Source organism: Bacteroidia bacterium (assembly GCA_019695265.1).
In the GTDB taxonomy this organism is placed as follows: domain Bacteria; phylum Bacteroidota; class Bacteroidia; order JAIBAJ01; family JAIBAJ01; genus JAIBAJ01.
In genome coordinates this window covers 13,567-27,504 of the sequence record JAIBAJ010000014.1, presented here as the reverse complement: position 1 = coordinate 27,504, position 13,938 = coordinate 13,567, and the positions used below count along the sequence as shown (strand labels likewise).

General features: G+C 39.2%; 8 protein-coding genes. 4 read left to right on the top strand and 4 right to left on the bottom strand.

Translation table 11 applies throughout. The features are described from left to right. Positions 1-146: 146 nt before the first annotated feature. Positions 147-2,897, top strand: a complete 2,751-nt coding sequence (locus K1X82_03950; protein MBX7181244.1) for a T9SS type A sorting domain-containing protein — start codon at positions 147-149, stop codon at positions 2,895-2,897. Between the two features lie 898 nt (positions 2,898-3,795). Here K1X82_03950 and K1X82_03945 read toward each other — a convergent pair. Both K1X82_03945 and glmM read right to left on the bottom strand, forming a co-directional pair. Next, positions 3,796-6,237 (bottom strand): T9SS type A sorting domain-containing protein, encoded by a 2,442-nt coding sequence (locus K1X82_03945; GenBank protein MBX7181243.1) that lies wholly within the window; start codon positions 6,235-6,237, stop codon positions 3,796-3,798. 62 nt (positions 6,238-6,299) lie between these two features. Beyond that, the gene (gene glmM, locus K1X82_03940; protein ID MBX7181242.1) at positions 6,300-7,691 is read right to left on the bottom strand and encodes a phosphoglucosamine mutase; all 1,392 of its coding nucleotides are present in this window, start codon (positions 7,689-7,691) and stop codon (positions 6,300-6,302) included. Positions 7,692-7,820: 129 nt separating this feature from the next. Here glmM and hisJ point away from each other — a divergent pair, with 129 nt between their 5' ends. Both hisJ and K1X82_03930 read left to right on the top strand, forming a co-directional pair. Continuing rightward, the gene (gene hisJ, locus K1X82_03935) at positions 7,821-8,666 is read left to right on the top strand and encodes a histidinol-phosphatase HisJ (GenBank protein MBX7181241.1); all 846 of its coding nucleotides are present in this window, start codon (positions 7,821-7,823) and stop codon (positions 8,664-8,666) included. A 22-nt stretch (positions 8,667-8,688) separates the two neighbouring features. Then, on the top strand, positions 8,689-10,959 hold the full coding sequence (locus K1X82_03930; protein MBX7181240.1) for a bifunctional (p)ppGpp synthetase/guanosine-3',5'-bis(diphosphate) 3'-pyrophosphohydrolase: 2,271 nt from the start codon (positions 8,689-8,691) through the stop codon (positions 10,957-10,959). Here the strand turns inward: K1X82_03930 and K1X82_03925 are convergent. Both K1X82_03925 and K1X82_03920 read right to left on the bottom strand, forming a co-directional pair. Then, the gene (locus tag K1X82_03925; protein MBX7181239.1) at positions 10,956-12,014 is read right to left on the bottom strand and encodes a hypothetical protein; all 1,059 of its coding nucleotides are present in this window, start codon (positions 12,012-12,014) and stop codon (positions 10,956-10,958) included. The genes K1X82_03930 and K1X82_03925 overlap by 4 nt on opposite strands. 32 nt (positions 12,015-12,046) lie before the next feature. Continuing rightward, a complete protein-coding gene (locus tag K1X82_03920; protein ID MBX7181238.1) occupies positions 12,047-13,375 on the bottom strand; it encodes a GHKL domain-containing protein in 1,329 nt (442 codons plus the stop codon). Between the two features lie 117 nt (positions 13,376-13,492). Here K1X82_03920 and K1X82_03915 point away from each other — a divergent pair, with 117 nt between their 5' ends. Next, positions 13,493-13,933 carry a hypothetical protein gene (locus K1X82_03915; protein MBX7181237.1) on the top strand — a complete coding sequence of 147 codons (441 nt, stop codon included), beginning with the start codon at positions 13,493-13,495 and terminating at the stop codon, positions 13,931-13,933. Positions 13,934-13,938 lie beyond the last annotated feature (5 nt).

Here is a 13,938-nt window from a genome sequence, read left to right as displayed (position 1 = left end):
TTTGTATTTGTAAATTGTTGATTAATAAGTTTATATAATTAAAATGATAGTAATATGGTTAAATTTTTTGAGTTACAAAAATAATAAATTGTATTTTACTGCCTAATACAATCCCTGCACTTTTGTAGCGTCAAAATTCTACACACATGAAAAAGTTATTGGTAGCGTTGGGATTCATCTTATCCCTCCTTAGTTTAAACGTAGCAGCAAATCCTAATCCGGGTTCCCTAAGTTTTGCCTATTTGTATTTTAGTCCTTCACCTTGTTTGGGTGTTTCCGCAAATTTTAATATCATCGTTGCCGGTAATGGTTCCAATTTTCAATATCACTATGATTTTGGTGATTTGAATTCGGTTACCAACAATACTACCGAACTAATCGATTCGGCCTTTCATACCTATCAGGCTATTGGAACTTACCAGGTGGCTATTCAAATTACCAATGAACTGAATGATACCTTAGATACCCTGATCGCAGTTTCCATTTTGCCTTCGCCACAAATTACCATTGTATCTCAAACCCAGGATTCAGTTATTTGCGACGGTGAAGCCATCGTTTTTGAACCCGGTGGTGATCCGGTTCCCAATTATTACTGGAACTCTCCATACGCTACTTCCTACACCTATTCGGTTTATTATCCCGGAACCTATTACCTAACAGGAGTGGCATCCAACGGCTGCTCAGGCTGGGATTCAATTGTTGTTACTGCAGGACCAACTCCAGCACCGCTTAATTATCAAACCATCTACAACTATTGTGTTGGTGACCAGGTGCAAATTACCCCTTCAGGCTTTGATAATACTCTTACTTATGCCTGGTTCCCTTCTGCCGATATTTCTGATATTGGAATTTATAATCCTGTTATTACTCCTTCAGGTGGAAATCAGTCCTATATCGTTAGTGCCAACAACGGTGGTTGTTCAGTCTATGATACAATATATTTCCAAACAACCAACTTCGCAAATATTATTGCACAGGGTTCTCAAGCCTATCTCTGCGGAAATACCTCTATCAACCTTTATACTAATTCGCCTTTTTCAACCTATTTGTGGAGTACCAATGCCTCTATTTCCAATATCCAAATTAATACTTCCGGTTCCTATAGTTTAATTGTTACTGATTCGTATGGCTGTTTAGGTTATGATACCATTCTAATTCTGGATGGAGTAGTTCCCCCGGCTCTTGATTACCCCGATTCCATTGCTTATTGTCCTTTCTCCTTTTATCAAATTTCTCCTCTTACCCCGTATCCAAACCTTACCTACGCCTGGAATCCTCCCATCGGTCTCGATAATCCAACTCTAATGGATCCAACTATTAGCGGGATGTATTCTCAGGTTTATGTGGTTGTTGGTTCTAACGGCGAATGTGCTGTAACCGATACTGTTGTATTGTATCCAACCGACTTTTCAGATGCTATTCCCGGCGGAACAACCGGTAGCTTTTGCGTTGGTAACTTATATTCCCTCACAGGAAGCGGAAATTATCAAACGTATTCCTGGAGTACAGGTGAAACTACCCAAAGTATTAATGTTAGTCAGCCGGGTATTTATTACCTGTTTGTGACCGACCAAAATGGTTGCCAAGGTGCCGATTCGGTTTTTGTTACTCAGTTTCCTGTTCCTCATATCGATACCGTTCTTCAAAGTTCTACATGTCCGGGTTCCAGCGCAAGTCTGTATGCAGGTGTTTCAAGTGGCACAGGTCCAATGGTTTATTCATGGAGCAATGGCTTTTTTATGGATACCATTTCTGTAGTGGTTTCATCTGTTGTTCCGTCCTATACCGTTCAAGTGTATGATGCCAATGGCTGTGTAAGTAACAATTACCAACACAACCTGATTATTGATGCCAACTCTTGCGACTCCGTGTGGCCCGGAGAAAACAATGGAGATTTTGTGGTGAATAACATGGATTTATTCAATATTGGGTCCTTTTACGGACAATCAATCTCTGCTCGTCCAACTCAGTCTATCGATTGGTCGGCTCAGTTTGCCGGTTTCTCAGCCCCTGCAGCCAATTTTCCTTGGGTCGACATGAAGCATAGCGATTCCAATGGAGATGGTACCATTGATAGCCAGGATACCTTGGCAATTATTCAAAATTATGGTTTGGTGGAAGGTAAAACCGAATGGGAAAACAACCTGAATGCAGATTTACTGATGCGTGTGGTTAATCCTTACACTAGTATTATTCAGGGTGGACAAGCCTTGTCATTGCCGGTGCGTTTAGGCGATGCTGCCAACCTTGCTCAAAACTTATATTCTATCGGTTTCACGATCAATTACATTCCGGAACAAATTGTGCCTTCTTCGCTAGGTTTTCGTTTCAATTCAACTTTTATGGGTGCAAACCAATCAGAGCAAATTTCTATTCGTAAGGTTGATTATAACAATGGTAAAATTTACGTTGCTTGTACTCGAATCAATCAACAACCTGTTTCCAATTTCGGTGATATTGGAGAGGTGTATTGCATTACCGTAGAAAACCTTAGTGGTAAAACCGAGGAAACAGTTTCTCAATTTGTACCATTTACATTGTCTGATGTTGTTTTGGTTGATCATCAGCGTCTGCCTATTTCAGTTCAAACGCAGTCTGATAGTGTATTGGTTGATTTTCAAACATCTATAAAAGATCAATCGCTACAAATTGCTAATGTGTATCCGAATCCATTCGAAGATCAAATCCGCATTCAAATGTCGGGAACGGTTTCCGAGGCTTCGGTTCGAATTTATTCCCTTGAAGGTCGGTTAGTGAAGCAGTTCCATTCGATCAGACCTGGCGCAGACGGCTGTATTTACCTTGCTAAAATCGGAGATCTGGAAAAAGGAACCTATGTGGTTCAGGTGAAAGATCAAAATGCGGTTTCGCAAATAAAACGTATCGTGAGGAAATAAGCGCTGTATTTTTGGGATAGACGAGTCGGTTGAAAGATCGGCTCGTTTTTTTTTAATTATTATTTGGCGGGCCCCTTCACGCCAACGAACAGATTGCAAAATCAGGTTTGATGCATGGCGTTCAGGTCACGCTTTCGTAAGTAGTCCTCGTAACCCTGCGCCCCAAAAGGGGCGGGCGCAGGGTTACTGTGGGCTACTTTACTCAATCGTTGCCCGGGGTGCAAGCCCAATCTGTTTTTCTTCGACCGGATAGATTCAAATTCCATAAGGGTTTGTGCCAAGTTTATGTTAAAGGCTGAATAGGGTTGATTAATTGCTATTTCAGGGTAACCTTACTCAATCAAATGGTTCTATTGCAATTGGAGAATTAGTCCAGAACTTTATTGAAAATTGCTGTGGCAGGATCCGATGCAAAAGCTGTTTATTCCAATAGTACCTGCTAGTTCATAAAACCAATAGCATGTTTTGGATTTTAACCCAGATACGCATTAGAAAAGCTTAAACGAGTTAAGGGTTTGTAAATCAATTTGTTTGTCCAAATTAATAGCAACTTCTTTCCGAAATACTCCGGTAGAGGTAAATCCAATAAAATCGAGTAGGTCGGAATTGGAATCCTTCTATTGCTTAGTTTGGGTTTAACATTTTATTGGTAAAGAATGCGGACTATTGGGGTTCGGTTCGGGCAACGATAGAGGCAAGTAGCCCACAGGACCACGCGGCGCTAGCCAAGTGGGCCGAGGACTACAGCCGAAAGCGTGACCTGAACGCCCATGCAGGATGGATGATTTACTGTAAAATTTTGGCAGGGCGGAAAGGGGCCCGCCAAAGAATAAATAAAACTTTCAAGAAACAAAAAGAGCCGATGAAATCACCGGCCCTGCAATGCAAGAAAGTTTTCTTAGTGGATGGCTACCACCTGAATGCTTTTTTGGAAATTCAAACCTTTTAGTTCGAGGAAATAAACTCCATTGGGAATAGTTTGAATGTCTACTTCTGTTTCAAAAAGGTTTTGATTGTTTTGGTTCAAGATCCAGAGCGATTGTCCAAGCACATTTTTAAGTTCCAGGCTAAAATCGCTGCTGTTTTTAAGTTTTACACCAATTTGAATAGTTTGGTTAGCCGGATTGGGATAAACTACAAAGGCGCGAATTGCATCCAGATCTTGAATACTGCTGTAGGTTAATTCCAGGTTGGCAGAGCGGTGTTTACAACCTCCAATAATTGTTTCGACGTAATAAACGCCATTTTCGGTTATAGAATATGTTTGACTATTGGCTCCCGGAATAGCAGTTCCATTGAGATACCATTGATAATTAGATGCACTGGAAGCTGTTAGAAGATTTCCAACTTGAGTAACAGTAATTGGAACATACGGTGCTGCATTAACGGTGTAGGTTTCGGTATTTGTACAGCCTGAGTTATCTGTAACTAAAACAGTATAGTTTCCCGGACTTAAGTTGGTTAAATCTTGGGTAGTGGCACCGTTGTTCCAACTGTATGTAAAAGGGGCCGATCCGCCGGTAATTTGAAGGTCGATGGAGCCATCGTTTAATTCGTCGCAGGATTCGTTTTCAATGGTAGTAGATAAGGAAAATGCGTTAGGAGATTGTACGGTGTAGGAATTGGTATTAATACAACCGGTATTGTCAGTAATGGTAACGAGATAATTGCCTCCGCCAACATTGTTTAAATCTTCGGTTGTTGCGCCATTAGACCAACTAAATGAATAAGGAGGGGTTCCACCCGTAACAGTAAGGTTGATACTTCCGGAGTTAGGGTTTCCGCAAACCACACTGTTACCTGTAATAATAGAATTGATGCTAGAATTTTGAGAAACAATTACAGTGTCATTAAGGAAACAGCCTTGGTCGTCGTTAACTGTTATGAAATAGGCCCCGGCGGCAACATTGGAAATGGTGGCTGTTGTACTACCATTGCTCCAATGATAGGTGTAGTTCCCTGATCCTCCTGCTACGGTAATACTTGCTTGTCCGTTTGTTTGTCCACAGCTTGCCGAATTTACTTGAGGAACAATAGAAAGGTTACATGCGGAGCAGTTTGGCAGCCCTATGGAAGAGAGTAAGGTAACTGTATTTCCAAGATTATCATTAATGCGGATAGGGAAGGAGGCGGGTGTTGGCGCAGTAGTACCGGTGAGGTAGGTATTCCAAACGGTTACTTGTACTCCATCACAAAATCCCGGGAAACATTGTCCAAGCAGGCAATTGCTGCAATCGGTATATGTTGAATCTGCTTGCCATTGGTATGGTGCTACACCTCCTGAAACAGTTAGGTTTCCATTGGTTTCGCGGCAAACAGAAAGGGTTAAACAATTACTAACAGTGATGGTGGTAGTTTCGGTGGCGCCGCAACTTAAGGTATAGGTTATGGTGTGAATTCCTTGTCCGGCAACTCCAGGGGAAAAGATTCCTGCGCTAGGGTCAGTGATACCGGGTCCGGACCATGTTCCGGTAACAGTTGGGTTACAATCAGCTCCTGTAGCGGGAATTGCCGTAAGAGTGATGGGGTTGTCGGTTGCGCACATTGGTTCAACAGCAACGATATCGGCTGCACAACAAGGCGTAGGGACAATACTCACATCGTCAATGTAATAGTAGGCGTAAGGATTGGTAGTTGCACTGCTATTGTTGCAACCCACTTGTGTGTTTCCATTGCTGAAAAAGTTGCCAATGATAAAATAGCGTTCACCTCCGGTTGCAGTATAATTCCATTGCAGACGTACCCAAGAAGCGGTATCTGTGATAGGTTCACAATCGTAGTTTAAATGAGGAGTAAAGTTTAAAGCAGAACCGGCCACACATGCATCTCGGTAATAAGCATTGTTGAAGAAGCGAATTCCAATGTTGTTGGTAGCCCAAATAACGCTGTTACCCAAGCTCACATACATGGATACGCAATAGGTTTGTCCGGCTGTTAAGGAGGTGGAAGTATGGCCTTGAATATATTCCCGGTAATCGTCGTTTCCTACGGCGGTGCAACCTGTAGCTAAACCCGGTGCGTATGTAATAATTCCTGCATGATGGTTTCCTGTTCTGGAGTATTGGTAGCCGAGTACAGAGAAAGGCATATTGGTTGGGGCAGGTCCACCAATAAAAGGCAGGGTATTGCAGGGGGCAAATAGATCAGGAGAGGAACAGGAGTCGCCCGGTGCATTGGAATTGGCATTATCCCAATCCAGCAAGTCGGTTCCAAACCCTTCACCACCTAGGTTAGAGCAATTGCTGGAGGTTAATTCAAAACTGGGGTTAACGACCAAATTTTGGGCGTTTACCAAAAATGCGGAGAAAAGAATAGGAAGAGAAAGTAGGATTTTTTTCATTGGATATTGATCGCAACGAAAATAAACTATTTCCTCATTAAACCGAAACTAGGCTAATAAAATTAGCTATTAATTACTTCTTTAATATCGTTAATGATTTTTTCGGCCAAATTTCGAGCGGTGGTTTCATTTTGGCTTTCGGAATAGATTCTAATAATTGGTTCGGTATTTGATTTTCTCAAGTGTACCCATTCCTTGTCGAATTCTATTTTAACACCATCGATTGTGCTATGAGGCTGTTCTTTGTATTTGTTTTGTATGGCAGCCAAAACTTTATCAACATCGATATCCGGAGTTAGTTCAATTTTGTTTTTGGAAATAAAGTAGTCCGGGTAGGAATTGCGAAGACCGGAGGTTGATTTGCCAGATTTTGCTAAATGGGAAAGAAAAAGAGCTATTCCAACCATGGCATCTCTTCCATAATGCAATTCCGGGTAAATAATTCCACCATTACCTTCACCACCAATAATGGCATTTGTTTCCTTCATTAAATTAACCACATTTACCTCTCCAACGGCAGACGCTTGGTACTTTCCTCCTGCTTTTTCAGTAACATCTCTAAGCGCTCTGGTAGAAGATAAGTTAGAAACCGTGTTTCCTACCTGGTTATTTAAAACGTAATCTGCAACTGCAACAAGGGTGTATTCTTCTCCAAACATTTCTCCATTTTCGCAAACCAAGGCAAGGCGATCCACATCCGGGTCAACAACGATTCCTAAATGGGCATTCTCTTTGGTAACCATTTGGGAAATTTCTGTAAGATTTTCAGGCAATGGTTCCGGGTTATGTGGAAATAAACCATTGGGTTCAGTAAACAATTCTGTTACTTGGTTTACTCCTAATGCTTTCAATAATGGAGGTAAGGCAAGTCCACCGGTTGAATTTACACAATCGATAACCACTTTGAAGTTTTTTGCGCGGATAGCTTCTACATCCACCAAGGGTAAAGCTAAAATTTTATCAATGTGTTTTTGGATGTAGGAATTGTCAGAACTTAGTTGACCAAGGTTGTTGACGTCGGCATAGTTAAAATCTTCTTGGGTGGCAATGTTTAACACATCTTTTCCATCTTCTTCAGAAATAAATTCTCCTTTTTCATTGAGCAATTTCAGTGCATTCCATTGTTTGGGGTTATGACTTGCAGTTAAAATTATCCCACCCTGAGCCTTTTCTTGAGGAACAGCAACTTCCACGGTTGGGGTGGTTGAAAGGCCTAAATTAAGTACATCAATTCCTAAGCCAATTAAGGTTGAATTTACCAAACCTTCCACCATGGAACCAGAGATTCTAGCATCTCGTCCAACAACAATTTTTACGTTGGGGGAGTTTGATCTGTTTTTAATCCAGGTGCCAAATGCAGAGGTGAATTTAACAACATCTAATGGTGTAAGTCCTTGGTCTGGTTTTCCGCCTATAGTTCCACGGATGCCTGAAATGGATTTAATTAATGCCATTGAATTGAATATATTTAAAATGTGGGGATGCAAATGTAAAGGTTTAGAGAAACGAACAGAATGGAGTTTTTTGCAATTATGAACTATGAGTAAACAGGATAAGGAAAAAATGCACGACCTTTGTTTTCCATGATATTAAGCAATTACCACAGTCATACGCATTATTGTGATGGGACGGATGCTCCCGAAGTCTACGTATTAAAGGCTCTAGAGCTGGGATTGTCTGCCTATGGATTTTCATCTCATGCACCAATTCCATATCCGATAGTAAAATGGTGCATGAATATGGAAAAAAGAAAGGAGTATTGTAAGGAAATAGCAGAATTAAAGCAAAAGTACGAGGGGCAGATTCAGTTGTATTGCGGAATGGAGGTAGATTATATACCGGATGAAATGGGTGTTTCAAGAGAGTGGATTAAGGAGTTGAATTTGGACTATACAGTTGGGTCAATTCATTTTGTGAATTTTGAAGAACCCAATGTTCCTTGGGAAATTGATGGCTCTCATGAAGTTTTTAAGCGAGGATTGGCCAAGTTATTTGGGAATAATATCAAGTTGGCAGTTGAAGCTTATTACACGCTTACCAAACGAATGATATTGGAAGATAAGCCAATCATTTTAGGGCATATGGATAAGATAAAAATGCACAACTCTGTTTATCCATATTTTCAGGAAGATGATTCTTGGTATCGAAGTTTGGTAATGGATACATTGGATTTAGTTAGTCGGCAGGATGTGATGGTAGAGGTAAATACCAGAGGGATTTATAAGAAGAAGACCCTGGAACCATATCCTAGTTTATGGATATTAAAAGAGATTAAACGATTAGGAATTCCGGTGGTTTTGAATTCAGATGGGCATCATCCAAATGAGATAGTAGGTTCATACGATTTAGCATCTGAATTCCTTATTCAGGCAGGCATAAAAGAAACTTGGCATTTGTTGGAAAATAAATGGAGTCCACAATCTATTTGATTTCTGTCTAATTTTGTGAGGAATGTCAGAGACTAATAGCCCCAAATTAACCGAACCTGTTATTGATATTGAAGCTGAGAAGAGGGAAATCCTCAAGCGATATAAATTGCTTGTTAAATCAGCTAAAAGATCCCATACGAAAGAAGATAAGGCCTTGATCAGGAAGGCGTTTGACGTTGCCCTGGAGGCTCATAAGGATGTTAGAAGAAAATCAGGCGAGCCATATATATTTCATCCAATTGCCGTTGCTCAAATTGTCGCAGAAGAAATTGGGTTAGGAACCACAGCGATTGTATGTGCATTGTTACATGATGTGGTAGAGGATACGGAAATGACATTGGAGGATATGGGACGGCTATTTGGTCCTAAAGTGGCACAAATTATTGATGGCTTAACCAAGATTTCAGGAGTTATAGATCAGTCTAATGTAAGTATCCAGGCGGAGAATTTCAGAAAGATACTTTTAACCATGGCCGAGGATGTAAGAGTTATTCTTATAAAAATTGCAGATCGGCTTCACAATATGAGAACACTGGGAGCAATGAGTCCTAAGTCTCAGTTGAAAATTGCTTCTGAAACCCTTTACTTATATGCTCCACTTGCCCATCGGTTAGGGTTGTATTCCATAAAAACGGAATTGGAAGACTTAAGTTTAAGTTACACCGAGCCTGAGCTATATAAGGATATCGTTGAAAAATTAAAAGAATCGCAAAAGGAGCGAAATAGGTTTATTAATAAATTTAGTTTTCCTATTATTCATTCATTAACCGAACAAGGTTTTCATTTTGACATAAAAGGACGCACCAAATCAATTTTTTCCATCTATAAAAAGATGAAAAAGCAGGCGATTCCTTTTGAAGAGGTATTTGATTTGTTTGCCATCCGAATTATAGTAGATACTCCTTTTGAAAAAGAAAAGGCCGATTGCTGGCGAGTATATTCGGTTGTTACGGATTTTTATAAACCAAGTCCGGAGCGTTTAAGGGATTGGATTTCAACACCTAGGGCCAATGGATATGAATCGCTGCATACAACAGTAATGTCCAATACCGGCCAATGGGTGGAGGTTCAAATTCGAACCAAGCGCATGGATGAAATTGCAGAAAAGGGTGTAGCAGCTCACTGGAAATATAAAGACCAGAATAGCGCAGAAAATCACATTGATGATTGGTTAACCAAAATCAGAGAAATGTTGGAAAATCAAGAAACCAATGCCTTAGATTTTGTGGATGATTTTAAGTTGAATCTATTTACTGAGGAGATTTTTGTTTTTACCCCGAAAGGAGAGCTCAAAACATTGCCTTCCGGTTCAACTTCACTGGATTTCGCCTTTGACATCCATTCTGATGTAGGTTCAAGATGTATTGGTGCAAAGGTTAATAACAAATTAGTTCCTCTGAGCCATAAGCTTAAAAGTGGCGACCAGGTTGAAGTGCTGACAAGTGGGAAACAAAAGCCCAAAGAAGATTGGCTAAATTTTGTGGTTACAGGTAAAGCCAAGAGCCGAATTAAAATGGCCTTGAAAGAAGAAAAACGATTAGTAAGTGAGCAAGGCCGAGAAATAGTTGAAAGGAAGTTGAAAGCTCTAAAAGTTACGTGGGATGGCAATGCGGTAAATAAAACAATTACGTATTTTAAGTTTGATAATGCATTGGAGTTTTATTATAAAATTGCAACCAATGCATTTGATATCAGGCAAGTCGTTGAATTTTTAAAAAATTCGGAGAAAAAGAATTGGTATACTATGTTGAGGGAAAGGCTTTTGCCTTCCAAAACATCTTCCGAGGGTCAATCCAAACAGAATTTAGAAAACATTGTTACCACAGTTCGGGGGAAATCAGATACCTTGGTTATAGGAGAAGATCAACAAACATTAGATTACAAACTTGCCAATTGTTGTAACCCAATTCCTGGTGACGATGTTTTTGGTTTCATTACGATAAATGAAGGGATAAAAATTCATAGGGTAAATTGCCCCAATGCGGTACAAATGATGAGCAACTACGCATATAGGGTTGTAAAAGCTAAATGGACGAGCAAAGAGGCATTATCATTTTTGGCCGGATTAAAAGTCACTGGGTTTGATGATGTTGGAATAGTAAATAACATTACCAAGGTTATATCAAGCGACCATTTGGTTAATATGAGAAGTATTAGTTTCGACAGTAATGATGGGGTTTTTGAAGGGTCTATTCAAGTTTATGTACAGGACACAAATCACCTTACTACTTTAATCAATAACTTAAGGAAAGTGAGAGGTGTTCAGAATGTTTTCCGTTTTGATAAATCTTAAGGAATTGCAAAATTAATTTGCAAAGTAGCAGTAGAAACTCCTTTGTCTGTTAAGGAAATAGGAGTGTTGGTGGTACTTACCCAATCTCCACTGGAGAAGCCCATGCTACCATCAGTGTCATATAAGCCATAGGCATAGTAAGTTCCAGGATGCATATAATTGAAGGCGTAGGAATGATTGTTGGAGTTCAGGATTACATATCGAGACCTAAATTTTAAGTTTCCATAATTCAGACTGAATCCTGAAATTAAAGGTTGTGTAGTTAATAGTATAAAAACTTTTTTGGATGCAATTGGGGTTAAATTCGGGCTAAAAGAATATGACACTGTTGATTTTCCTAAATAAGGTTGGCTTTCTTCATTATAAGGTTCATCTGTTGTGTTATAGTAAATAGATTCATTTAGGCCTTGGAAGCTTTGACTTAAGTTTTTTCCTACTGCATGTTGAGGGAAATTAAAATGAGTAGAGGCTTCTTGTGCCGAAGTGGTATCCTGTAATTTGGCCCTCCATGCCATGTGCATCACCGGTTGAGATAGGGAATTCGATTTGTTGGTATAGGAAAGAATAATCAAACTGTCTTGTTTTCGGATAACTTCAGTAAATGCGCGTAGTTTCCCTTTAATAATTTCTGAAAAGCGATAGTAGGATTGTAATCCTGTTTCAGAAACGCTGTCAGCCAAGAAATAAGAAACCCTGGTCATTCCATTGAAGGAACCTCCGTTTCTAAAACACATTTTGTATTCATTGTTGTAAAAAGCCACAAAAAACGACATGTGAATATCGTTTAAGGTATCAAGTTCATTTTTAGCAGAGATTTGAGTAGCTGAAATTGGTCTGAAATCAACAATCCATTCTGGATATCCGCCAAGTGCTGTGCTGGATGTTACCGGCCCATTCCAAATACCTTTGACTTTATTTAATATTCCAAATCCAAAAATACTATCAGTAGTTGGTTCATTTGGATCAGGCTTGTTTTGGTTATTATTTGAATCGTCTCTTTTGCAGCTTGACAATGCAAAAAGAGTAACTACTAGTAAGGTAAAAAGTTTGTTCATTTTATTTGGAAAATCAAAGGTAATACTCCAGGTCATATTGGTTGGAAAATTAGTCCGAATACCGTATCTCCGGGATGACTTTTAACAAGTAATTTTCCTTTGTGTTGGCGCATAATTTCTCTTGAAAGGCTTAATCCTATTCCAGAACCTTGGGGTTTGGTAGTAAAAAATGGCACGAATATTTTATCTAAAAGTTCAGGTGGGACACCCGGTCCGTTATCTCCAATTTCAATTTTTATTTCGGACCCTTGAGTTGTTTGGCAAGAAATAGTTAAGATAGGATGGTTGGTGTTTTCAATCGACTCGATGGCATTTTTTATTAAATTGATTAAGACTTGCTCCAACTGGGCATAGTCTGCAAAAATTACTTCTCCTTCTCTGTATTTTCGAAGCAGTGTTATTTGTTTTTCAGCTATTTCTTTAGAAAAAAGGTAGATAACCTGGTCTAATAAATCAGCAACAATTATTTTTTCGTGCTGTGGTGGTGGGATTTTGGTTAGTTTTCGATAGGAATCAACAAATTTCAAAAGTCCTTCACTTCGTCTTTTAATTGAATCAAGTCCTTCTATTATTTCTGAATCCTCTAATGGAATATTCGGGTTTTCCATACTTTCTTTTAAAGCTCCAGCAAGTGAGGAAACAGGTGTAATCGAATTCATAATTTCATGCGTAAGAACTCTGATTAGTTTTTGCCAGGCATCTGCTTCTGAATGGTCAATTTCTTGATAAACATCTTTTAAGGAAACTATTTTAAGTGATTTTCCTTCAGAAATTAAATCCGAGGCAGTGGCAGATAACTTCAGGAATGCATGCCTGGTTTGAATGGTAAGGGCTTCCGTTTGCCCGCTTTTGAGTTGAAGAAATAGCTCGGGAAGTTCGGTTCTAATTTTTCTTAATCCATTTAGATGTGACAAATGTGGAATATGAAATAAATTCAGAAAGGCTGGATTAATAAATTCAAGATTTCCTTCCATGTCAAAACAAATAAATCCGATGCCTACTTGATTCAAAACAGATTGAAGGAAGATTTTTCTGCTTTCTTGTGCAGCTTGAAGTTTACTGAAATCTTTAGAAACTGATTCAAATGCATTTGACAATTCTTTGAAACTTTCTTCTTTGAATTCGGATAAATACCGTTGTGAATAATCATTGGTTTGAAAACCAGTAAGGAATTTTCTTAGTTCTAGGTTTGTTGAGTTCACCAGGTTGATCATCTGGTAGCAAATTAGGCCAATTCCACAAATTAAAAAGAGTGTAGTAATAGTCCATTGTTTATTTACCCAAATCCAAGTGGTTATGGTTGTACACAAGAATAGTAATACCACCAAGGTGATTAATTGGAAGCTAAATCGACGTAACATTCATCAAAGGTAATGAACTTGAAAAGCAATAGGAATAAAGATGCCGAATGTTCGAATTTGGAATCTTCCATGGTTGATTATAAAATAAATCGTAATTTAGCAATCTAATTCATGGTTATGAAAAGAAGGACTTTACTTTCATTGATTTTGTTATTGGGTGTTTTCTCTATGGTTTCTGTTTCCTGTAAAAAGTCAGTAATGAATAATTTGGAGGGATCCTGGGCAATGGTACCTATCTCCAATGCAACTATGATAGGGGATGATGGTGAACCTCAAAATGGTTGGGAAGTTTGGGAATTTTCCGGAGGAACTGTTACCATGTCTCCCAATGGGGATATAAAACGTTTTACCTGTGCATATAAAGTTGCGGATTTGTTTGTTGAAACCAGGTTAATTCTTTCTGAGATGACCAAGGATGGAATACCAATTGAGCAAACGAATGATAAAGCTTATGAGGCCTACAATACTACTTGGACTATAGTTAAGTTAAATAATCAAAGACTGGTTATTTTTAGTCAGAAATCCGGTGGGATTCAAAGGGAGTTTCTTCGTCTATAATTGCT

Bases quoted from the DNA above. Each gene is read 5' to 3' on its own strand.
- K1X82_03950 (MBX7181244.1), top strand. From the start codon at position 147: ATGAAAAAGTTATTGGTAGCGTTGGGATTCATCTTATCCCTCCTTAGT.
- K1X82_03945 (MBX7181243.1), bottom strand. From the start codon at position 6,237: ATGAAAAAAATCCTACTTTCTCTTCCTATTCTTTTCTCCGCATTTTTG.
- glmM (MBX7181242.1), bottom strand. From the start codon at position 7,691: ATGGCATTAATTAAATCCATTTCAGGCATCCGTGGAACTATAGGCGGA.
- hisJ (MBX7181241.1), top strand. From the start codon at position 7,821: ATGATATTAAGCAATTACCACAGTCATACGCATTATTGTGATGGGACG.
- K1X82_03930 (MBX7181240.1), top strand. From the start codon at position 8,689: ATGTCAGAGACTAATAGCCCCAAATTAACCGAACCTGTTATTGATATT.
- K1X82_03925 (MBX7181239.1), bottom strand. From the start codon at position 12,014: ATGAACAAACTTTTTACCTTACTAGTAGTTACTCTTTTTGCATTGTCA.
- K1X82_03920 (MBX7181238.1), bottom strand. From the start codon at position 13,375: ATGTTACGTCGATTTAGCTTCCAATTAATCACCTTGGTGGTATTACTA.
- K1X82_03915 (MBX7181237.1), top strand. From the start codon at position 13,493: ATGAAAAGAAGGACTTTACTTTCATTGATTTTGTTATTGGGTGTTTTC.